Raw genomic sequence first — 22,542 nt, 5'->3', positions numbered from 1 at the left:
TCTGAACGAATAGGTGGCTTATGGCACGTGAAATTCTTACCGTAGTTGAAACGGTTAGTAATGAAAAAGGTGTACCTCGTGAAGCGATTTTCGAAGCCTTAGAACAAGCGCTTGTTGCTGCGACTAAAAAGAAATTTTACGAAGGAACAAACTCTGAAGAAGCTCAGCTTCGTGTAGAGATTGATCGTAAAACGGGTGAATACAGCACTTTCCGTCAATGGGAAGTGGTTGCGGATGAAGATCATGAGATGCCAGCATGTCAAGATGCGATTTCAGATGTTGATCCTGCACAATGGTCGATTGGTGATATTCGTGAGCTTGAAGTGCCTTCAATTGACTTCGGTCGTATTGCGGCGCAAATTGCAAAACAAGTGATTGTTCAAAAGATTCGCGAAGCGGAACGTGCGCTGATTGCAGATGCCTACGAGTCTAAAGTGGGTGAGTTGATCTACGGTGAAGTGAAAAAGCAAACCAAAGATGGCTTTATCATTGACTTAGGTGACAATGCTGAAGCGTATCTTGCACGTGAAGAAATGATTGCAAAAGAAATTTTGCGTCCAAAGCAACGTGTAAATGCGATTTTGTTTAATGTGAACCGTGAAGGCCGTGGTGCTCAACTACAATTGTCACGTGCCAAGCCTGAAATGCTTATCGCTTTGATGAAGAAAGAAATTCCTGAAATTTCTGAAGAAATCATTGAGATTAAAGCGGCAGCACGTCAACCCGGTGTTCGTGCTAAAATTGCTGTGAAAACCAATGATCATCGTATTGATCCAGTGGGTGCATGTATTGGTATGCGTGGTACACGTATCCAAGCAGTTCAGCAAGAATTGAACGGTGAGCGTATTGATGTTGTTGTATGGTCTGATGATCCTGCACAGTACATTGCAAGTGCTTTAGAGCCAGCAGATGTATCGGGTATTGTGATTGATGAAGAAGAACGTACAGCGGATATTATTTTCGCAACCAGCGATCAATTAGCGCGTGCGATTGGTTCACAAGGTCAAAACGTACGTTTAGCTTCTGAACTGACAGGCTACAAACTCAACATGATGCTTGAAGATGAGTATCATGCTCGTCAGCAAAATGAAGCACAACAATACTTAGACCTATTTGTATCGCGTCTAGATATTGAAGAAGATTTGGCAATGGCATTGGTTGAAATGGGCTTTACTTCTTTAGAAGAGATTGCTTATGTTCCAGCTGAAACATTTGACGAAATCGAGCTAGATGCTGAAGTTGTTGAATTACTTCAAAGTCGTGCCAAAGAAGTTACATTGGCTGATGCATTACAGCAGCAAGAAAACATCCAAGATCCAAGCGCGGAACTCGTTGCAATGGAAGGGATGACGCAAGAGATTGCTTATGCACTTGCAGCACGTGGTGTCATCACAATTGATGACTTGGCTGACCAAGCGACTGACGATATTGCTGATATTGAAGGTCTGGGTACAGAGAAAGCGGGTCAACTTATTATGAAAGCGCGCGAATCATGGTTTAACTAGGAGATCTACATGACGGATAAGACGATACAAGAGTTAGCTCTCAGTGTGAACCGCCCTGTTGAGAAGCTCCTAGAGCAGGTTCGTGATGCTGGTTTACCACAGCGTAAATCGGACGATATAATCTCTACTGAACAACAAGATGCCCTCGTGCACCATTTGAAGAAAATTCATGGTCAAGACGATGGTCAGGCAGGAAAAATCACGTTGAAACGTAAAACGACCAGTACCGCTAAAGTAGCGAGTACTTCAGGTAAGGCAAAAACGATTAATGTAGAAGTTCGCAAGAAACATACATTTACCAAGCCAGATCCAGAACAAATTAAAGCGGAAGCTTTGGCAAAAGCGCAAGCTGAGCAACAGGCTCGTGCGAACGTTCAAGCTATGGTTGAACCAAAAGCTGAAACTCCAGTAGTAAATAAAGCGGCTGCAAACTTTGAAGCGATGCGTGCTGCTGCAAAGCAAGAAACGACGAAGCAAGAAGTAGCAAAAGCTGCGGTAGTTGTGAAGCGTAAATCAAACAATAAGCCTGTGGTTAAAGCACAAGTTAAAGTTGTTGAAACACCTGAACAGAAAAAAGCACGTGAAGCTCAAGCTGCTCAATTAAAAGCGACTGAAGAAGCAGCACGTCGTAAGGCAGCTGAAGAAGCGCAGCAACGTACACTTGAACAAATGCGTCAAATGGCATCTAAGTATTCAAACGAAGATGCAACTGCGACCATTCGTGTAGTGGATGATTCTCCACTTGCTGCGGGTCTGGTTGGTCAAGCATATGAAGACTCATTTGCGAAAGAGGACCGCGAAATCAAACGTGGTACCAATACGCCAGCTACACGCGCACCGAAGAAAGGTGGTCGTCGTGGTGAAGAGCAATCTTTCCGTGATAATTCGCATAAACGTGGTTTGAAAACAAGCTCTGCAAACAAGCATGGCTTTGAAAAACCGGTTAAAAAACAAGTTTATGATGTTGAAATTGGTTCAACCATTGTGGTTGCTGACTTGGCTGCCAAAATGGCAGTTAAGGTACGTGAAGTAATTAAGTCACTCATGAAAATGGGTGAGCTTGTGACTCAGAACCAAGCGATTGACCAAGAAATTGCAGCATTAATCGTAGAAGAGATGGGCCATAACCCAGTTCTTGTATCGGATACGCAAGCTGAAGATAACTTACTTGAAGCAGCAGAAGAAGCACGTGGCGCTCAAACGACTCGTCCTCCTGTTGTGACCATCATGGGCCACGTTGACCATGGTAAGACATCGTTACTTGACCGCATTCGTCGTTCAAAAGTGGCAGCTGGTGAAGCGGGTGGTATCACTCAGCATATCGGTGCGTACCATGTTACGACGGATAAAGGCATTATCACATTCTTAGATACTCCGGGACACGCAGCATTTACTGCAATGCGTTCACGTGGTGCGAAATCGACAGACATCGTGGTATTGGTGGTTGCAGCAGATGATGGTGTAATGCCACAAACAGCTGAAGCGATTGATCACGCACGTGCTGCAGGTACGCCAATTATTGTTGCAATCAACAAGATGGATAAAGAATCTGCTGATCCAGATCGCGTATTGAATGAATTGACTGTGAAAGAAATCGTGCCTGAACAATGGGGCGGTGACGTTCCTGTTGCAATGGTTTCAGCACATACAGGTCAAGGTATTGATGAGCTTCTAGATATTATTTCAATCCAAGCTGAATTACTTGAGTTGAAAGCATCTGAAGAAGGTGCTGCTCAAGGTGTCGTGATTGAAGCACGTGTAGACAACAGCCGTGGTGCGGTAACGTCTATCCTGGTTCAAAACGGTACATTGAAAGTAGGTGACCTTGTTCTTGCGGGTGCATCTTATGGTCGCGTACGTGCCATGACAGATGAAAACGGTAAACGTATTCAATCTGCAGGTCCTTCAATTCCGGTTGAAATTTTAGGTCTACCTGAAGCGCCAATGGCGGGTGATGAAGTTCTTGTTGTGAATGACGAGAAGAAAGCACGTGAAGTTGCCGATGCGCGTATGGATCGTGAACGTCAAAAACGTCTTGAGCGTCAAAGCGCAATGCGTCTTGAAAATATCATGGCGTCTATGGGCAAGAAAGATGTGCCTATCGTCAATGTGGTATTGAAAACTGATGTACGTGGTACATTGGAAGCATTACACGTTGCTCTTGCTGACCTTGCAACAGACGAAGTTAAAGTCCGTGTTATTGGCTCAGGTGTTGGTGCGATCACTGAATCTGACGTAACACTAGCTGAATCTTCTGAAGCGGTACTTCTTGGCTTTAACGTACGTGCGGATAATGCAGCGCGTCAAAAAGCGGATGCTGATGGCATCGACATTCGTTACTACTCAATCATTTATCAATTGATTGATGATGTGAAAGCAGCGATGAGTGGTAAGCTTGCGCCTGAACACCGTGAAACAATTCTGGGTGTGGCTGAAGTACGTGAAGTGTTCCACTCAAGTAAGTTTGGTGCAGCAGCAGGCTGTATGGTGCTTGAGGGTATGTTACACCGTAATAAACCAATTCGTGTCCTTCGTGATGATGTGGTGGTGTTCCAAGGTGAGCTTGAGTCACTTCGTCGCTATAAAGAAGTGGTTGAGGAAGTTCGCGCAGGTATGGAATGTGGTCTTGCGGTGAAAGGTTATAAAGACATCAAAGAAAAAGACAAGATCGAAGTCTATGATGTTCAATTGATCAAACGGAGTCTTTAATGGCGGGTAGTCAACGTCTTAAGCGCATGGCGGATACAGTGCAACGTGAGTTGTCTGAACTCATTCGCCAGGAGTTGAAAGATCCACGCTTAGGTGGTCTTGTGACCATCTCTGCGGTGAAGGTTAGTCCAGACTTAGGTTATGCTGAAGTATATGTGACTGTGATGGGCCGTGAGCTTGGCGATGAGCAAAGTGAAGCAGCCAATAAAGAAACGCTAGATGTGCTGAACAAAGCATCTGGTTTCTTGCGTCACGAACTCGGCCGTCGTATTAAGACACGTATTACACCGCGTTTGCGTTTCCATTACGATAAAACCAATGCATATGGTAACTATATGTTTGGTCTGATTGCTGAAGCAGTAAAGGATTTACCCGCTGACGAAGCAAAAAAAGATGATGAATAATTCAGTCTAACTGAATCAAAAAGTCACCTTCGGGTGGCTTTTTTTATGCGGAGTAATGGTTGAAGCTAGAGCAAGACTTAGGGGGATATTGCATAGGATTATGATAGGGGAATAGAGGGTTGAGCTTTTAGGGATTATTTTGACCATCAAGTTGCTGTGGACTGGATTGATATGGGCAATGATTTACTAGCGGGACACTTTGATCATTTTAATTTTTGAGTGGATTGAGTATCAATTAGCTTGATCAGTCTACCTGTGTTGGTCAGTGTAATGGATGCGACACTATCTAATACGTTTGAACCTTATCATTAGTACAATATACAGATTAGCGCAACACCACCATGTCAGTGCTGAAGCGCTAGAAATGTATTTATTTTTATATCTTTAAGGATACAAACGTTTAAAGACGATGTTCAGTGTCTTCATGCTTATTGCTAAAAGCTCTGCGACGAGTACGTTGCCAAGGCAGTGGACGATTGAGTGCTTCTGGAACGTCACCACTTAGTGAGCGTAAGCGTAAGTGCAAAGCCGCTTGCGCCATTAAATTTGCCGATACAGGTGCAGTTAAGAAGGCAAACAGCGTTAATAACAGCTCAGCAAAACCAAAGCGTCCTTGAAATGCAGAATAGATCATTGCCGCGATCAAGAAGCTCCCTAAGCCTAAGGTACTTGACTTGGTTGGAGCGTGCAGGCGCATGAATAAATCGGGCAGGCGCACCATTCCAATCCCTCCGACCAGCATGAAGAAAGTGCCGATCATGAGAAAAATGGAGACTAAAATTTCCATCGTAAGTTGCATCGATCTCGCTCCTAGTCAATCACATGACCTGAGGTGAAGTAGCGTGCTAAAGCGGCTGTAGAGACAAAGCCGAGCATCGCTACCAAAAGAGCACCTTCAAATAATGAAGTGCTGGCCCAGTAAATGCCTAAAATAATAATGAGGCAGATTGCATTTAAAAAGAGTGTATCGAGTGCTAAGAGTCGGTCTACAATCGATGGACCGATGATTAAGCGAATTAAGCACAGCAACATTGAAATGGTGACGGCGATTAAACAAATCCCGAGGGCATAAGGCAAAATGGTCATGCTTTGTCTCCTGCTTCGACACCAAAAATTTGCATCAATGGTTTTTCATAACGCGCTTTGATATTTTTAATCTCGGCATTTTCATCATCGGTGCTGAGGGCGTGAACTAAAATGTCCCCACGATCTTGATCGATGCCTGCTGAAACAGTGCCTGGTGTGGTGGTAATAATCATCGCCAGTAAGGTGTTTACTTCCTCATGTTGTGTTTCCAGCGGAACGCGAAACCACTTGGGTTGTAGATGATCAATTGGGCCGAGGACCAATTTAGCCACTTGAATATTCGACACCACAATGTCGTATAACACCACAAAAAATAGTTTCACCGCCACTTTCCATTCAATATTTGGGGTGTAAGTAATGAATGGTCTGATCAGACGAGGAATAAAAACGGCCAGTAAAAATGCCATCACTAAGCTGGCTGCGTCGACACTATGTGCCAACATCACCCAGCTCAGCGCAACAATCACCGAGACAAAAGGGTGGGGTAACCAACGCTCCAAAAACGACGTTTTTTTCATGTTTAAGGCTCCACCATGGGTTGTAGGCTTTCAGCATCGGGATTCACTTCAGCCTGTTGTTGCTGTTGCATTTGGCGTTTTTTGTATTCGGAAATATGTTCGCCTTCCAGTGTTTCCTCTGAAATTAAATATGGAATCAAATGTGCATTCGGATCTACGCGTTCGCCACCATATTTGGTCTCGGGTAAATTTTCACTGTCGAAAGGTTGTACGCTAATGGTTTGCCCATGCTCATCAGTTTTGAGCAAAGTCTGTTCATAGAGCACATTATTTTGGATTTGCTCAGCCGTTTGGTAAGTGTACTTTTGAATCGGACCTGCAAACACCATATAAGCCATTAAACCGACCAACAATAGATAAATGGTTTTGTCATTGCGCTTAGGTGCTTGTTCAGGCAAAGCTTGGTAAGCGGCATAAGCAGCTTCATCCGGGTTGTCTTCTGGTTTAGTTGCGCGCCAAAAAATCACGAAACCCACACGTGTAAACGCAATAATACTCAATAAGCTCACCACTAAAACGGTCACAATAATCAGCAATTGATACGGTGAGTGTGCGGTGGCTTGAAGAATAAACACTTTGCCTAAGAAACCACTAAAGGGTGGTAAACCTGCCATCATCAAGGCAATGGTGAAATAGGTTAACGCCACCACCTTATGCTGTTTCATTTGCGGTGCAATTTTAAAGTGGTCTTTAAACTCACCACGTTGAGAGGTAATCCAACCACTTAAAATGTAGAAAGCTGCCGCAATAATGGTACTGTGCACCAAATAATACAGTGCCGCCGCCCATGCCAAGGTATTGAACAGGGAAATGGCGATTAAAATCGTGCCCACAGAAGACAAAATCATAAAGCCACTGAAACGACGTAAGCGTTCCGCACCCATTGCACCAATCACACCATAGACTGAGGTAATTAAACCAATCGGCAATAAAATGTATTGCAGGATTTCACGGCTAATTGCATCGTCAAATACGGTGCCATTAACACGTAAAATGGCATAAATACCGACTTTGGTCATGATGGTGAACAGGGCTGCTACAGGAGTGGTTGCGACCGCATAGGTTTTTGGTAGCCAAAAACCGACAGGTAGCATGGCTGCTTTAATGCCAAAGACTGTAAATAACAATAGCCCACCAGCAACGGCGATACGATGTTGATCGCCTTCTAACAATGGCATCAGACGTGCAACATCCGCCATATTGAGGCTACCGACGCTACCATAAATCATGCCCAGACCAATCAGAAACAGGGCTGATGCCAACAAGTTAATGGTGACATAGTGAATGCCGAGTTGAAAACGCGCTTTGCCTTGGCCATGCAGTAACAGGACATAAGAGGCCATCAACAAAATTTCAAAGAATACGAACAGGTTAAATAAGTCGCCTGTCAGGAAGGCACCAGTTAAACCCATCAGTAGGAAATGGCACATGGCATGGAAATAACGGCCACGTTCATCCCATTCTTTGCTGGCAAACCACATCACTGGCACAGCTAAGCCGTAGGTTAAAACCAGCATCAGGGCAGACAGTTGATCGAGGACCAAAACAATGCCAAATGGCGCTGCCCATTCACTCAGGTTATAAACACTGATTTGCCCTGAGCTGGCAAAGATCAGATAGTTGACCGCTGTAAATAAGCCCAACAGGCCAGAGATATAACTGATGCCTCGACGCCAAGGTTGTCGCCAGTCTTGTGCTAAAGAACCTGATCCCGGATTACCCAGTAATACCAAAATAAAGGCAGTAATGGCAGGAATTAAAATACTAAAAATTGGGGTGTGTTCGGTCCAAAATTGGATGAAGTCATTCATTATGGCTCATCCTCACGTGGGTCAATTTGTGGTATTTCTTCTTTAGAGTCAACGTGGTCGGTTCCTGTTTCATAACGACTGCGTAAAGCCAGTTGTACAATAAACGCTGTGGTAGCAAAGCCAATCACAATCGCGGTTAACACCAAGGCTTGTGGCAAAGGGTCAGTGGCTTTGCTGGCTTCCGTGAGTACCGCGGGTGCATTAAGTTGAAGTCGCCCCATGGCAAATAAAAATAAATTGACGGCATAACCAATCATGGCCAAGCCAAGTACCACAGGGAAGGTACGGGCACGTAAAATCAGATAGATGCCTGTGGCAATCAACAGACCAATAGCGGAGGCAAGTAACAGTTCTAAACTAATCATATTAATCCCCCTTTGGTATTGGACCAGACATACTAGAGTGACGCGAGTCCCCGAGTACTGAAATAAGTAGCATGGTCGCACCTACGACCGTGATATAGACCCCGACATCGAACAGTGCAGCTGTCGCTAGGTGCATTTCGCCTAAGATCGGTGGCGACACATAAAAGTGTGCACTGGTGAGGAAGGGACGTCCCCAGAACCATGCGCCTAAGCCTGTTAATCCTGCAATGACCAGACCGGTTCCAATCCAGATTTCATACAAACGACCTGACTTGGCTTTGAGCAGTTGTTCTGCATGATCTTGACCGAGTGCCATGTACTGAATAATCAAGGCCAAAGCGGTAATCAAACCCGCGATAAACCCGCCCCCAGGCAGATTGTGTCCACGCAGGAAGATATACAGACTGACCACCAAGGCAATCGGTAAAATCCAAGACGCAGTAATGCGAAGCATCAACGGAGAGGGATTAAAACGGTAACTGAGACCTTGGGTCATGGTCGTGCCGTGGGTACGCATACCATCCATTAGGCACAGCGCGCCAATGCCTGCAATGCCGAGGACTGTAATTTCACCGAAGGTATCGAAACCACGGAAATCGACCAAAATCACGTTGACCACGTTGGTACCGCCGCCTAATGGAATCGACTGCTGCATGAAGAACCATGAAATGGAGTTGTGATCACGGGTCAAGATGAGCCATGTGATCCATGCGATGCCGAGCCCGCCGCCTATTGCAATGAGGGCATCTCGCCAACGACGTGAGACACTCGACTCATAGGGAGTGAGTTGCGGTAAGAGCGATAAACTCATTAATAACAGTACGGTGGTGACCACGTCGACGGTGATTTGTGTCAAGGCCAAATCAGGTGCAGAGAAGCAGATAAAGACCATAGTCACGACTAAACCAATCGCGCCACTGATCAATACAGCTTTAATCCGTTCGTGGTGGAACCATAACATCATCCAGCACGAAGAGAATAACAGTAGCCATAGTACGACTGCTAAAGCAGGGGCATGGGTGAGTTCACGGGTACCTGTGGTCAGCCCTTGTCCTAAAAAAGGAAGTGAGACTATGGCAATACTGAAGATCACAATCCAAAGAATATAGCTTTGTAATTTACCGTTTTCAGTAAATCGTTTAAATTTGCGCGAGTTGAGCAGGAGTGACTTAAGGAATAAGTCAAAGGCAACTCGACCTTGTAGACGACCTAGGTATGGATCGAGATCAATTTCTCGAATTTTGCCACCTTTAGCCAGACTAAAATAGAAAATCAGACCGCCGACCAAGGCAATAGCACTCATCAACAATGGCATGTTAAAACCATGCCATAGAGCAAGATGTGTGCCTTCAAAATTCATCACTTGGGTGCTGGCACGTGCTGTACTGTTGACTATCTTTTCAACCAATAGGGCAGGGAATAAGCCGACTAAAATACACAGAAACGCTAGTAAAGTAGCTGGTGCACGCATGCCAAACGGCGGTTCATGTGCATCTTTGTTCGGAACTTGTTTGCCCACTGGGCCATCGAAGAAAACCCCATGCACCAAACGCACAGAGTAAGCCACTGCAAAAATCCCCGCCAGTGTCGCGACAATTGCGGAGCAGATGAGCACAGGGCCAGATAGATTGCTAAGCAGCTCAGTAAAGAACATTTCCTTAGATAAGAAACCGTTGGTCAAGGGCACGCCGGCCATTGATGCTGCAGTGACCATCGTCAAAGTGGCCGTATAAGGTAACAGTTGCCATAACCCACTAAGCTTGCGTAAATCACGTGTGCCTGACTCATGATCGATAATACCTGCGATCATGAACAGCGCTGCTTTAAAGGTGGCATGGTTAATAATATGGAAAATAGCCGCAGCCACAGCTAATGGTGATCCGATCCCCAAGAGACACATGATCAAGCCGAGATGGCTGATGGTTGAATAGGCCAATAAACCTTTCAGGTCTTCTTTAAAGATGGCAAAAAATGCAGCCATACACAGGGTAAATAGGCCAATAAAGGTGACCAAATTATGGAACAGTGCCGCACCTGCAAAAATGGGTAACAGTCGTGCCACCAAGAAAATGCCCGCTTTTACCATGGTTGCTGAGTGCAAATAAGCAGACACGGGGGTCGGAGCTGCCATCGCGTTGGGTAGCCAAAAATGGAATGGAAATTGCGCACTTTTGGTAAAAGCACCGAGTAAAATCAGCAGCAGCGTAGGAACAAATAAAGCATGGCTTTGAATCTGCGCTGTCATCGTCAAGATTTGATCAATCTCGTAGGTGCCTGTGATTTGGCCGAGCAAGATGAAACCACCTAGCATGGCTAATCCGCCCATACCCGTAATGGTCAATGCCATGCGTGAGCCACGTTGCGCCGCGTCGTAATTGCTCCAATAACCGACCAACAGAAATGAGGAGATACTGGTCAACTCCCAAAAAACGAGGAGTAATATTAAATTATTGGAGAGTGAAATTCCGAGCATGGCTGCCATGAACAACATGAGCAGTAGATAGAGTTTGTTGAGAGAATTTTTTGGGCCTAAATAAAAATAGGCATAAATATAAATGAGCGTCCCGATGCCACTAATCAGTAAGGCAAAGAGGAGGCCTAATGCGTCTAGACGGAAGCTGAAGTCAATTCCAAGCTGCGGCAACCATGACCACGATTGCGTAATGACAGCGCCATTAAACACCTCTCGTGCTTGGGTCAGTAATAAGCCTAAACTTGTCATACTGACCCCAACAGCTGCGAAGGCGGTTAGCCTGCGTGAGCTCTGCTTCAGTAATGAGACAAGGGTTGTGCCAAGTATTAACGGTAACAATATAATAATCGGTAGCACACTCGTTTCCATTGTCGTGAATAGGTCAAAACCTATTGGTGAATCTCATCTTTCAAGGATTACAGGACTGCAAAGAGCAGCCCAAGAGTCTCAATCTTGAAAGCCAATGTGAAATTTAAAAATAATGAAGTTGTGTTGCGCAACTCATGAAGCGTTATAGCAAAATCCGATTTCAGTTAGAAATTTGCAAGTAAAACCGATCATATAACATGACTAAAACAACATCAATCTTTTTTGCGCTGACGCAAAACATTATACGCGTGATGGTTGTTTCTTGGTGGATGGCAGGTACTTTCTCAGTGCAAGAAATGTAAAAAAGCGACCATTGGTCGCCTGTTTTTGAGGGTTGAAATAGATATGCTTATGAAGCAGGCTAAGTTAATGGATTTGCCGATGAAGCATCATCTTCAGCACTGAGTAAAGCAATCAAATGCTGTTGCTGTTCGGGAGAGAGTTGCTGTTGAATCTGTGTGAATAATTCAGCCACACTTAAATCTTGGGGTTCAGCCGCAATCGGTTCGATAGTTCCACTCGTCGCTTCATGATTGGCAAGGTTTTGGTAAATCACATCGAACTGATGTTGCAGTGGTTCGAGTTGGATAGGACTTAATTGCTTATTTTCCAGTTTGAGGCATTGAAACTCACAGGCTTGTTCCAGCAACTCACTTCGGTTGCCTGAAACGATAATTTGTAGTCGAGGAAAAGCCTGATTTAAACGTTTTAAAATGACTTGCGCCATATTTTGATCCAATTGATGATCAATCGCGTCAATCAACAGTACGCCGTCACCTTCTAAACAGGGGAACAGGCTTTCAGGATTTAGTAGGCATAAACGTCGCACAATATCGCCAACGAGCGCCACCCAGTTGCGGATACTATTGGACAGCTGTTGATAGAGCATGCTGTTGCCATGGTAGCGCACCATCAGTTGTAACTTGGGGTGATATTGCAGATAAAGATCTTCGATTTCGGGCAGAACGGTTGCTAACGCTTGCTTAAGCGCTTGTAGGCTGGGCGACTGGATGTGTGCTTGAGCCTGAGCCAGTTTATAGCTTAAGGGAATATCGGGTGACATGCTTTTGGGCTGATGCAATATCGTTTGTAAAAACTGTGCAGTTTGCGCATTTTCAATATCGCTGATTTCACGAAACCACTCAAAGAAGCGCGCAAAGGTGGTATAGGGAATAGCTGAAATTTCATAGGCATGTGCATGTTGGAAAATCAGGGGATTGTTCTTGCTGAGAATATTCATCTCATTGACAAAACGTTCCGCAGGATAATACGCAATCAACGGCAAACCTTGCAGCGGATCTTGTAACGTTGCCTGCTGATATAAATTCACCAGTTGTTCGAGTTCCAACGTTTCTACTCGACTGATGCCAATCCCTTGTTGGTTTAAAGTTTTATAGAGTTGCCATGCATAGGGTTCGGGCGCAGTATCGGCTGCCGTAGGTTTGAGAGCATACAGCTCAGCGGGCACAGCAACTTGAATATCAATTTTGGACTGAAGGCGGTTCAGCATAATGTCGTGATCTAACATCACCACACCTGCAGAGCGTAAATCTTTATAACGGGCCGCAAACCAAGTCAGAGCCTGATAGCTAAAACGTAAAATCGAGGTCTTGCCTGAGGCTTGATCGCCTAAAATTAAAGTGACGGGTTTATCGTGATAAGAAAAATCGACTTCAAGGTCAGCAAAATGCAGGATGTGTTTCAGGTGAATCGATTGAATTTTCATAGAACACCCGCAGCGGTTGTGACTATTTTTACATTCGACTATCCAGCAACTTTACGTAATGAGCTTGGCATTTGTTTTTTCAGCTGTTGCATCAGATCGTAAATGTGATGGATATTTAAACTTACTTTAGCACGTGTACAGGCCACGTAAAGCAGTCTTAACTCTTCATCACTAATTTTATGGTCTTTGTCGTTGACCTTAAACTGATAATCATCTTCGATGTGAACGCGATTCCACTCTAAGCCCTTGGCTTTGTGTGCAGTGGAAATAATATAATCGGCTTGTTCAATCGGCGTAATCTTCGCGAGGGCTTTTTTGAGTGGATCGGTGCCATGATCATCCACCAATTTTACTAAAGGCTTGATGTCACTGCCGTCATTGGTTTCGCAATATTCATGTACATCATGCCAAGAATTAAACCAGGCCAGTTCAGGCACATCGGTGACGCGCTTGCCTTGTTTCAGCATTGCGGCAGCATCGACAAAGCGGTTCAGTTTGACATGGTCGGCTTGTAAGCTGACTTTGTCGCCATGGACCAATCCTGAGAGCAACAGTTCCATAGCGCGCGCATTGGTGCGACATAAAATCGCATCGCGCATTTTGGTATGAGGTTTGTTGACCACTTTGGAGTTGAGTAGAGGATTGCCCATGAGCGGTACGGTTTCATTCAAGGCGCCTAAAATGGCATTGGCATGCAATGCAATCTCTTCACCAAAACGGAATGAGGTGGTGAGGCGTGACTCAGGCAAAGGCAGTTGTTGCATAGCATTGACTGCGCCGCGCCATGCATAAATCTGTTGGTGTGCATCTCCGACATAGATCACTTGTGTATTACGCTGCTTCAGTAAGATGCCCAACATCAGCGGATCGGCATCTTGTGCTTCATCAAACAACACATAGTCACTTGGGATATTGGGTTCAGACAACGCCCACAGTTTTAAATAAATATCGTGACCAATCCCAGCCTGATGGTTGGGATCGATGGACTCTAACCAACGACGTTCAATGGCAGGGTAGAGGTGCTTTTGTAGTGAATCGATATCATCGGGATGTAACCAGCTCGGTGCTTGTAAATGTCGCGGTGCTGGGTACTGAGAACTGGTTGAGCAGAAGTGACTCACGGCATTCGCCACAAGGCTGGCCAAGCGTGATGGCATCAATACATATTTTTCATAACGTCCACCCATCATCCGTCTTAAGGTAATCGGTTCTAGGCGATATTCTTTGGCAATAAAACTCGGACTTAAACGAGGCAGACGAAGTTTGTCCGTCACTCCACGTGGAACACTGCGAAAAGCAAGCGAGTGGAAGGTTCGGCAGTCGACATTGCCATGAAACTTCGTTTGCGCTTCGCTGGCAATGGCTTTGTTGAACGCTAAATACATGCCACGTCTTTGTGGCATGGCATCGCTAATCATTTGCAGTGTGGTGGTTTTACCTGTGCCTGCATAAGCAATTACTTTAAACGATTTGCCCAGACGCGCGTTATCAATGGCAATGGCTTGCTCATAAGTCGCGCTCGGTTTGATGATATTCGACACAGGCAATAAACTTAGTGGCTGCGGTTGGCTTTTTCAAGCAAACCAGAAAGCCCTTGACGACGTGCCAATTCATTAAGAACCACTTGAGGGTCTAAGTCGAAATAACCTAAAACCACAATCGTATGGAACCAAAGATCTGCCACTTCATAGATCAAATCATTTTTATGGTCTTCATTGGCTTCAGATTTAAAATCTTTAGCTGCGATAATGGTTTCAACCGCTTCTTCACCGACTTTTTCTAAAATTTTGTTGAGACCTTTGTGATACAGCTTCGCGACATAAGACGAGTCTGGATCCGCTGCTTTACGCTCAGCCATCATTTGACCGAGGTAGGACAAAACTTCAACTTGCTCAGACTGCGCCGTTGAGGCATTCATCGCCAATGTGTGTGGGTTGATTGATTTTTCACCATAAATCGCGCTCGGGTCTTTGAGCTGTGCATCCACAATTTCCCAGCCATTTGGCGTGAGTTTACGGTAGAAGCATGATTCGCGACCTGTGTGACAAGCAATTCCGCCGTGCTGTTCAATTTGTAGCACGATTACATCGGCATCGCAGTCGAGACGAATTTCGTGTACGGTCTGGAAATGCCCAGATTCTTCGCCTTTGTGCCATAACTTGTTGCGTGAACGAGAGAAATACACGGCTTGGTTTTTCTCAGCCGTCAAAGCCAAAGCTTCACGGTTCATCCATGCAACCATCAAGACACGTCCCGTTTGATGATGCTGTGCAATGGCAGGGACTAAACCTTGTTCGTTAAATTTTACTTCATCGAGCCATTGCAAATTGTTCATAAGATTTCACCAAGCGAATAAATATTGAGAGTGTTACGATGTTAACGTAGCGCGCTATAGTCTACGTGATTTAAACAGAATAGAGGAGAAACTTTCTACAGTTATCTCACAGTGGCTTAATTGATGTATTTTAGAAATTCAACTATCAGTCACCCATCCAAAGCGGATGACGATGATTGTCGTCGCATTCTACACAGAATGATTGTTTTGTTTTGCAATATCCCGATAGTTCATTTGACTGAACATGCCTAATTTTAAACCTGAAATCGTCACCGCCATTTCTTTACGGAAATAGGGAATTCGATACATCCAAGCAAAGCTAAAATCACGTAAACCACCTGCCCACCATAGGTCAGATTGGTAAAGTGGTGTGAGTAAACGACTTAAAAATTGATAGAAAGCTGTCGAACTTTGACGGTGTTGATGGTAAGTTTGCCAGAGTTGAACATAATCAATGGCTTCATTTTTTCTTGCACTTTGAACCGCTTGCCCCAAAGCCCATGCATCTAAAAGGGCCATATTTGCACCTTGCCCAAGTTGTGGACTCATCGCATGTGCTGCATCACCCATGACACCGATACGACCCTCACCAAACTTAGACAGTACCACATCACGATAATTTGCAGTCAACCATTGTGATTTTTGTTCAGGCTGGGCAATGACTTGTTCTAACCAATCCGCAGCAGGTTTCCAACGCTTAGACACTTGGTTTAACCAGTCTGAGTGAGCTTGTGAATTGTGTAGAAAGTTATTCAGCTGATGGCTGGGAAGACTCCAAAACACACTCGATAGCCTTTGCTTGGGTTCATGTGGTACTGTACCGGTCGGTAAGATTCCCATCATGATTTTAGAGCGATCATGGAACTGATGTAAAATTTCTGTATCTAATTCAAGACATTCGGGAACAATTGTCCATTTCGCTCCCCAAGGATAAGCTTGATCAACCTTCACCCATTCTTTCGGTCTTAAAAGGCTGCGTGCGCCATTGGCAATGATCACAGCATCAAATGCTTGATCAAATGATTCACCATCTTTACTACCCAAAACCCGAACTTGATTGGATGTTTCTTCTAATTTTTGAATGTCGGTATTCATATACCACGTAATGAGTTCAGGATATTCACGGCATTTATTTTCTAAAACATGACATAACGTTGCTCGATGGATACCTACACCATAAAAATCAGGATGCGCTTGTTGATAATGACTATTGACCAGTAAATTTCCACTCGGTAACTGACCTTTGAGCCCAGTGACTTTTGCACCCAGTCTTAAAACTTCATCTAAAAGGCCTAAATGCTCAAAAACAGCTAAACCAGAGGGCTGTAGTAACAGTCCTGCTCCGACAGGTTCAAGTTCTGTGGCTTTCTCTAAAATACTGACTTGCATATTTTGGCGAGCCAGTAAAATCGCAGTGGCTAATCCTGCGGTTCCTGCACCGATGATGGCGAAGTGGGGGGAGTGATTAGAAATCATAGACCGAATGATTTAACCATTGTTTAAATGAATGCGTAACGAATATCGTCAGGTTTTTTAATTGGTCGATGTTGATTTGAATGAAATCCTCTAACGAGCTTGCAATCACATTTCTTTCGCAAGATTCATTTTGTAATTCAATGATTTGACCATACATTTCTTGTTCACTTAAAATTATTGTTAGCATAGAAAAAATGTAATCTCGATTTTTCTTAATTTGGTCAGATTAAACAAGATTACATTCATGCGCAAATTTTGTTTATAAATCTTGTATCGCCTGTGCAAAATGCTGTTTTTCCAACATTTCCAAGAATTCATCACCTAAGCGCTGACTTTCAGAAATACATTGGTTCCACATTTGAATGCGCTGTTTTTGGTCGAGCCCTTTGAGGGTGAAATCTTTACGATCGGGCAGGCGTCCTAAAGGTAAGCTCCGTAAATAGTCTTGGGATGGAGACAGGAGCAGCGTACGGGCTTGATTTTCAGGATTGGCGCGACGTTTAAACAGTTTATCAAACCAACCTGGCGTAATGCTGTCCGTAAAGTGCGGATAAAGCACAATGCCTTGACTCTCAAAAGGCAGATCGATGTGATAGTCAATCAGACCCCCATCGCGATAACTGCCTTGTGGTGCATCTGGAATATCGCGAATTGCGGCCATCACGCCTGGAATAGAGGCTGAGGCAATCAACCAAGGCAGAACGTTTGCAGCGGTGAGACTGTGATAATGAGTGAGAAAATCATCTTCTACTTTAAATTGTTTACCATTGCTGGGCTGACTAATCACCCGTTGCATAAAGTGGCGACTATGCTTTCGCGAAACAGCGGTTGTACCGATGATACCTGCCACAGAGGCCAAGAGCGGCAGAACTTGGTCACTTTGGAAGATGTGTTGAGCCTTAATCGAAAGTACCGTGAGGTGGTAATCGGGATGATCTACTAGTTCCTCTTCCTTACCTTGCACCAAGTCGAGCAGCATGCCCCTGCAAATATCACTGACTTCTTGGCGTTGCATTTTTTTATCAAAATAGAGGTTGGTATAGAGTTCACCTAAACGTTCGGTACCTGCTTTTGCACCGTGCGCTAAGATGCTGGCAAAGCGCCAGCTGCCAATGGACGAACCAATCAAAGTCCGTCTTTGCGGTGCACGAGCAAAGAATTCACCAAAAATGGCTTGGTCTAAACCTTGAATCCCGATGCCTTTGGGCCCACCTGCGGCACCGGGTACAATATCGACCTGTTCCGCTTGTAAGCCTTCGCTTTGAATCAGTTGACGTGCTAATTTACCTGCACGAATGCTTAAAGCGGGAGGGTGTTTCTGCAGGATTTGAGTCATCGTGATCATTCAAAAAGACAATATGTATTGTCATTTTAACTGGCGAGTGAATGAGTGCATTGGCAAAAGTGATCCAAGAATGACTTAGGAGTCACTTCCTACATAGACGTTAAACATAAAAAAGCCTGAGAGACTCAGGCTTTTAATACAGCAGAAAGCGTCTATTTAAACACGCGCCACACCGCCAGTAAGCTGGTGAGTACAATTAAAATCACTGAAATAAACCAAGGCGAGATAATCGCAATCGACAGCAAAATGGCCATGAGACTGCCAAAAATCCAACTGCGCTTTTGCTGATGTTCCATTTGCAGGCGCATGCTTTGTAGTTCATTGAGCTGTTTAGCATGCCAAGCTGATTGGTTTTTGAGACCATTTAAGCTATCGACCAACAGCGTCGGGAAGTCTTGTGCCCCTAAAAGTAAGTCAGGAATTTTTTGTCCCAGCTCTTTTAGGTTCTTCTGTGGATTCATTTGCGCTTTGATCCAATCGGTCAGGATTGGCTTTGCCAAACTCCAAATGTCCAGCTCTGGGTAAAGGTCTGTACCTAAACCCTCAACATGCACGAGGGTTTTAAGCAGCAGCATCAGCTGTGGTGGAATTTCCAAATGGAAGCGTCGTGCAATATCCATTACCTGAATCAAAATGCCCGCGAAGTCCAATTCATGCATGGGTTTGGACACCATTGGCCCGACCGTGCGACGCATTTCACGTGCTAGTGCATCTTGGTCTGTGCCCGGTGGAATCCAACCAGCTTGATGCACGATTTGAATCAGTTGCATAAAGTCGCTGTTCATGACCGCAAGCAGCATACGTGCCACGGTCATTTGGTCGTGCTTCGACAACTCACCCATAATGGCACAGTCTAGTGCAATATAGCGGGGTTGGCTTGGGTTTAGGGTTTCAACGAAGACATTGCCCGGATGCATGTCGGCATGGAAAAAGTTGTCACGGAAGACTTGGGTAAAGAAAATGGTTAAGCCTTTTTCCGCCAGATCTTTACGATCCATCCCCAGCTTTTCAAAGGTTTCAATGTCTGAAATGGGAACGCCCGTAATGCGTTCAGCCACCATCACGTCTTTGCTATCCATATAGACTTCAGGCACATACATCATGCTTGAGCCTGTAAAGTAATGGCGCATACGACGGGTATTGTCGGCTTCTAAGGTCAAATCCAGTTCATTTAAGATGACCTGACGATAGTCCTGAATAATTTCAGATAAGTGTAGTGCACGCGCGGCTTCTAGGCGTTTTTCAAGAAAATCGCCCAACCATTCTAAAATTTCAAAGTCTTGTAAAATTTGACTACGAATAGCGGGACGGGTGACTTTCACCACCACTTCGCGACCATCATGTAAAGCGGCTGTATGTACTTGAGCAATTGAGGCTGCTGCCAAGGGTTGTTCGTCGAAGCGTGCAAACAGCGTATTTACATCGGCTTTCAATGAGTCTTGAATACGCATTTTCGCGACATCAGAACCAAAGGGTTTGACACGGTCTTGGAGTAGAACCAGTTGTTGTAGTACTTCAGGTGGAATTAGGTCACGACGAGTAGACAGCAACTGTCCCATTTTAATCGCCAGTGGTCCCATTTCCTCTAAAGCTTGTTTGAGCTTCAGTGGGTTTTTACGTTCACGACTGGACCATGCCGCAGGGTGCATACGAATTACACCCAACGCATGGCGCGCTTTTTCAGGCAATTCTTCCGCAGGAAACAACGTGTCGAGTCTATAGTGCGCGGCAATGCGCCAAAGTTCGAGTAAACGTGAAACGTGCGGAATCATATATGTAAATACCTAGTTTTGAGTTGAGTCTTGAGTGTCAATCTGTGCTTGAAGCTGTTGAATTTTGGCTTCGGCACGATCTAAGTTTTGATTAAAAATGCGGGTGTCTTGATGCAGATCATCCATTTGCCAACGTGGGGCAAATAGACCACTGTCTTCTTTTAAGGTATCTTCAGCAAAAAACAAATGACTTTGTAAGGCCTGTTTGATGTGTTTTGGTGCCAGCTGAATTTTAGCCAATTCATGCGCCAAACTTGGGCCAATCCATGGGCTTAAATGCGCAGCCAAGTCAGGCTCAGCGTGTTGCATAATCCGTTGAATATCCTGTAGAAGGTGATAATCACCTTGGAGCGGGATATTGCCGACATCATCCGCCAGTAATAGCTTGAGCAGCTCAACCACATTGGCCACCGTTAAAGTTGCGGTTGCTGGGGTGTGAGATTGAGCTTGGTCAAAAGGGCGTTGTTCGAAAATGGACGCTGTTTCACTATGCCCTGTAACGGTAGGTTCTAAGCGCACTTTGGCTTGGTCAAAGAACACATCTACAGACAGTTGCGGGGATGCGATCACCACACGTAACATCTTGCCTTGTAGTTCATTGAGCTGGATGCGAGTGATCGCATCCAAATTAATCACATGATGAATTAATCGTTCAATTGCACCGAGTGCCAGAATCGACCACATAATTTGCCCTTAAACGTTTAATTTTAAAGTTTAAAACCACGGTGTACAGCAACGATACCGCCTGTCAGGTTGTGATAGTCACAGTTTTGGAAGCCTGCATTTTCCATCATGCCTTTTAGCGTGCGTTGGTCTGGGTGCATACGAATGGACTCGGCTAAATATTTATAGCTTTCTGAGTCATTGGCAATAATTTTGCCCATGATCGGCAGTGCGGTGAACGAATATAGATCGTACAGTTTTGAAAAAGGCTCAAACACAGGTTTAGAAAACTCTAATACCAGTAGGCGACCACCTGGCTTAAGCACGCGGTACATCGCTGCAAGTGCTGCATCTTTATCGGTCACATTACGTAGACCAAACGAGATCGTAAGTAGGTCAAAGCTGTTGTCTTCAAATGGCTCGAGGGTTTCAGCATTAGCTAATACGAAGTCAACATTGGTACAGCCTGCATCAATTAAACGATCTCGACCCACATTCAACATCGATTCATTAATGTCTGAAAGTACTACATGACCTGTAGGGCCAACTTCGCGGCTAAACACTTTAGCCAAGTCGCCTGTCCCACCAGCAATATCTAATACGCGTTGACCACGACGAACCCCTGACATGTTGATCGCAAAACGTTTCCATAGACGGTGAATACCAAAAGACATCAAGTCATTCATAATGTCGTATTTGCTGGCAACCGAGTGGAAAACTTCCGCCACTTTTTGGGCTTTGTCATCACTGCTTACCGTCTGGTAACCAAAGTGTGTGGTACTGCCGACGTTACCTGTGTTGGCACCGCGAGGAAGATTGTATTTGGGTACAGAACCCGTTATAGGGCTATCAGTCAACTGTTGTTGTAATGATTTTTGCTGACCTTGCGCTGTGCCTTGGGGTAATGGTTCAGTTAAAAATGGACTCACTTTGTCTGTGTTTTGTGCCGACTCTTGAGTAGCGGTAGGCGTTTGATTTTCATTCGACATGGGAGTCACTCCTAACATAGCAATAGGGTAAATGTTGCAGTGCATGCATGATGACAGATTCTAGGACGTTGTACAGTAACCATCATGCAATTGTGCTGAATAATATACAGAAAAACAGCAGAGCAAAGCTGCTGCTGGCTTATTTTTATCAAGTCATTCGTTGAAATTTACTGAAAAGGATACAAATGCCCTGCATGGACTTTATCAATAATTTGACGTTCCACCGCAGTAAAGTCTTTCACAAATTTCTCTGCCGACTTTAGCGGTTTCATGGCTAAAAAGCCATCCTGCATAAATTCATACATGACATTGAAGTTATATTTGTTGGCAGTCCCTTTACACATCTTAAAAGCGGTATAGACCATAAAAGAGCGCATGTATTTATCGAGATTCTTACCCAATTGATCGAGTAAATACAACTGTTTCAAGCGTTCTTCGCCTTGTTCTAGTTTTAAGTAGGCTTGGCGCATCAAATCATCGCTTAAGGCTTCGGAGGGATGGTGATCTTTCAGTAATTGCATCGCCACTTGTTCATCAAGTCGCACCGCCAAAATCGCCAACTCAACCCCAGAGGTACCTGTTTTAATGGCATTTTCAGGAATTAATTTCTCCGCTTTGTGCGCATATTTGCTCAAGCGTGCAATTTGTCCTGCCAAAGCGTCAAAATCTGGGCCACCATATAAACGGTTGATAAAATACTCGGCCATCAAGAGGTTCTGTTTTTCTGAGAAAGCACGGTTATGCGTGCGTTGCATCCGTTGCTTTTGCCAGAATTGCACATCTTGTAAACGTTGGAAGAGCACCGAATCTTGATGATAATGCAATTGGTAATACTGTTCTAAAAGCTCATCGAGGGCGGCGAGTTTGGACATTTGCTGTCTCAGTTCTATTTAAAGATAGCTAAATCTTAGTGCGTGATGACGGAACTCGCTATGACAAAGTGACAAAAAAACTATTTATTTGTGGTCAGTTTGATGTAGAAGTAGTCAAAAGACG

Annotated in this window: 18 protein-coding genes; 3 read left to right on the top strand and 15 right to left on the bottom strand. The window is 44.6% G+C overall.

Annotated elements, in window-relative coordinates; all coding sequences use genetic code 11:
- The first annotated feature begins 20 nt into the window (after positions 1-20).
- From nusA to AC5EUN_RS14940, 3 genes are read left to right on the top strand one after another with little or no spacing between them, the layout of a single operon-like run.
- A complete protein-coding gene (gene nusA / locus AC5EUN_RS14950) occupies positions 21-1,505 on the top strand; it encodes a transcription termination factor NusA (RefSeq protein WP_062035165.1) in 1,485 nt (494 codons plus the stop codon).
- A gap of 9 nt (positions 1,506-1,514) precedes the next feature.
- Positions 1,515-4,214: a translation initiation factor IF-2 gene (infB, locus tag AC5EUN_RS14945; protein WP_010325772.1), complete on the top strand. Its 2,700-nt coding sequence runs from the start codon at positions 1,515-1,517 to the stop codon at positions 4,212-4,214.
- The gene (locus AC5EUN_RS14940; protein ID WP_108675601.1) at positions 4,214-4,618 is read left to right on the top strand and encodes a ribosome-binding factor A; all 405 of its coding nucleotides are present in this window, start codon (positions 4,214-4,216) and stop codon (positions 4,616-4,618) included. Before infB ends, AC5EUN_RS14940 begins: the two co-directional genes overlap by 1 nt.
- Positions 4,619-5,018: 400 nt before the next feature.
- Here the strand turns inward: AC5EUN_RS14940 and AC5EUN_RS14935 are convergent, their stop codons facing one another.
- The 15 genes from AC5EUN_RS14935 to AC5EUN_RS14865 form a co-directional block, all read right to left on the bottom strand.
- Positions 5,019-5,417 carry a Na+/H+ antiporter subunit G gene (locus tag AC5EUN_RS14935; protein WP_004692702.1) on the bottom strand — a complete coding sequence of 133 codons (399 nt, stop codon included), beginning with the start codon at positions 5,415-5,417 and terminating at the stop codon, positions 5,019-5,021.
- Positions 5,418-5,428: 11 nt separating this feature from the next.
- On the bottom strand, positions 5,429-5,704 hold the full coding sequence (locus AC5EUN_RS14930; RefSeq protein WP_004692700.1) for a monovalent cation/H+ antiporter subunit F: 276 nt from the start codon (positions 5,702-5,704) through the stop codon (positions 5,429-5,431).
- Positions 5,701-6,222, bottom strand: coding sequence for a Na+/H+ antiporter subunit E (locus tag AC5EUN_RS14925; RefSeq protein WP_159152949.1), 522 nt, complete (start codon positions 6,220-6,222; stop codon positions 5,701-5,703). The genes AC5EUN_RS14930 and AC5EUN_RS14925 overlap by 4 nt, the downstream gene beginning before the upstream one ends.
- Before the next feature lie 2 nt (positions 6,223-6,224).
- A complete protein-coding gene (locus AC5EUN_RS14920) occupies positions 6,225-8,033 on the bottom strand; it encodes a monovalent cation/H+ antiporter subunit D (RefSeq protein ID WP_493352410.1) in 1,809 nt (602 codons plus the stop codon).
- Complete coding sequence (locus AC5EUN_RS14915; RefSeq protein WP_159152951.1) at positions 8,033-8,398, bottom strand: Na+/H+ antiporter subunit C; 366 nt, start codon at positions 8,396-8,398, stop codon at positions 8,033-8,035. Before AC5EUN_RS14915 ends, AC5EUN_RS14920 begins: the two co-directional genes overlap by 1 nt.
- 1 nt (position 8,399) lies before the next feature.
- A complete protein-coding gene (locus AC5EUN_RS14910) occupies positions 8,400-11,240 on the bottom strand; it encodes a monovalent cation/H+ antiporter subunit A (RefSeq protein ID WP_159152952.1) in 2,841 nt (946 codons plus the stop codon).
- Between the two features lie 361 nt (positions 11,241-11,601).
- Positions 11,602-12,966, bottom strand: a complete 1,365-nt coding sequence (locus AC5EUN_RS14905) for an ATP-binding protein (protein ID WP_159152953.1) — start codon at positions 12,964-12,966, stop codon at positions 11,602-11,604.
- A gap of 38 nt (positions 12,967-13,004) precedes the next feature.
- On the bottom strand, positions 13,005-14,507 hold the full coding sequence (locus AC5EUN_RS14900; protein ID WP_078388536.1) for an AAA family ATPase: 1,503 nt from the start codon (positions 14,505-14,507) through the stop codon (positions 13,005-13,007).
- Positions 14,508-14,518: 11 nt separating this feature from the next.
- Entirely contained in the window at positions 14,519-15,301 is a 783-nt protein-coding gene (gene hisIE, locus AC5EUN_RS14895) for a bifunctional phosphoribosyl-AMP cyclohydrolase/phosphoribosyl-ATP diphosphatase HisIE (RefSeq protein WP_279689893.1), read from the bottom strand.
- Between the two features lie 189 nt (positions 15,302-15,490).
- Complete coding sequence (locus tag AC5EUN_RS14890; RefSeq protein WP_493352409.1) at positions 15,491-16,777, bottom strand: FAD-dependent oxidoreductase; 1,287 nt, start codon at positions 16,775-16,777, stop codon at positions 15,491-15,493.
- Between the two features lie 259 nt (positions 16,778-17,036).
- The gene (locus AC5EUN_RS14885; protein WP_178895924.1) at positions 17,037-18,113 is read right to left on the bottom strand and encodes a patatin-like phospholipase family protein; all 1,077 of its coding nucleotides are present in this window, start codon (positions 18,111-18,113) and stop codon (positions 17,037-17,039) included.
- A gap of 161 nt (positions 18,114-18,274) precedes the next feature.
- A complete protein-coding gene (locus tag AC5EUN_RS14880) occupies positions 18,275-19,894 on the bottom strand; it encodes an ABC1 kinase family protein (protein ID WP_004692684.1) in 1,620 nt (539 codons plus the stop codon).
- 12 nt (positions 19,895-19,906) lie between these two features.
- The gene (locus AC5EUN_RS14875; RefSeq protein ID WP_159152956.1) at positions 19,907-20,578 is read right to left on the bottom strand and encodes a ubiquinone biosynthesis accessory factor UbiJ; all 672 of its coding nucleotides are present in this window, start codon (positions 20,576-20,578) and stop codon (positions 19,907-19,909) included.
- A gap of 23 nt (positions 20,579-20,601) precedes the next feature.
- The gene (ubiE, locus tag AC5EUN_RS14870; protein WP_159152957.1) at positions 20,602-21,546 is read right to left on the bottom strand and encodes a bifunctional demethylmenaquinone methyltransferase/2-methoxy-6-polyprenyl-1,4-benzoquinol methylase UbiE; all 945 of its coding nucleotides are present in this window, start codon (positions 21,544-21,546) and stop codon (positions 20,602-20,604) included.
- A 167-nt stretch (positions 21,547-21,713) separates the two neighbouring features.
- Complete coding sequence (locus AC5EUN_RS14865) at positions 21,714-22,418, bottom strand: DUF8198 family protein (protein WP_159152958.1); 705 nt, start codon at positions 22,416-22,418, stop codon at positions 21,714-21,716.
- Positions 22,419-22,542 lie beyond the last annotated feature (124 nt).

It is taken from the genome of Acinetobacter sp. CAU_H_S170_2 (assembly GCF_058890445.1).
The sequence above is the reverse complement of the archived record's forward strand: the minus strand, read 5'-3'. Positions and strand labels throughout refer to the sequence as shown.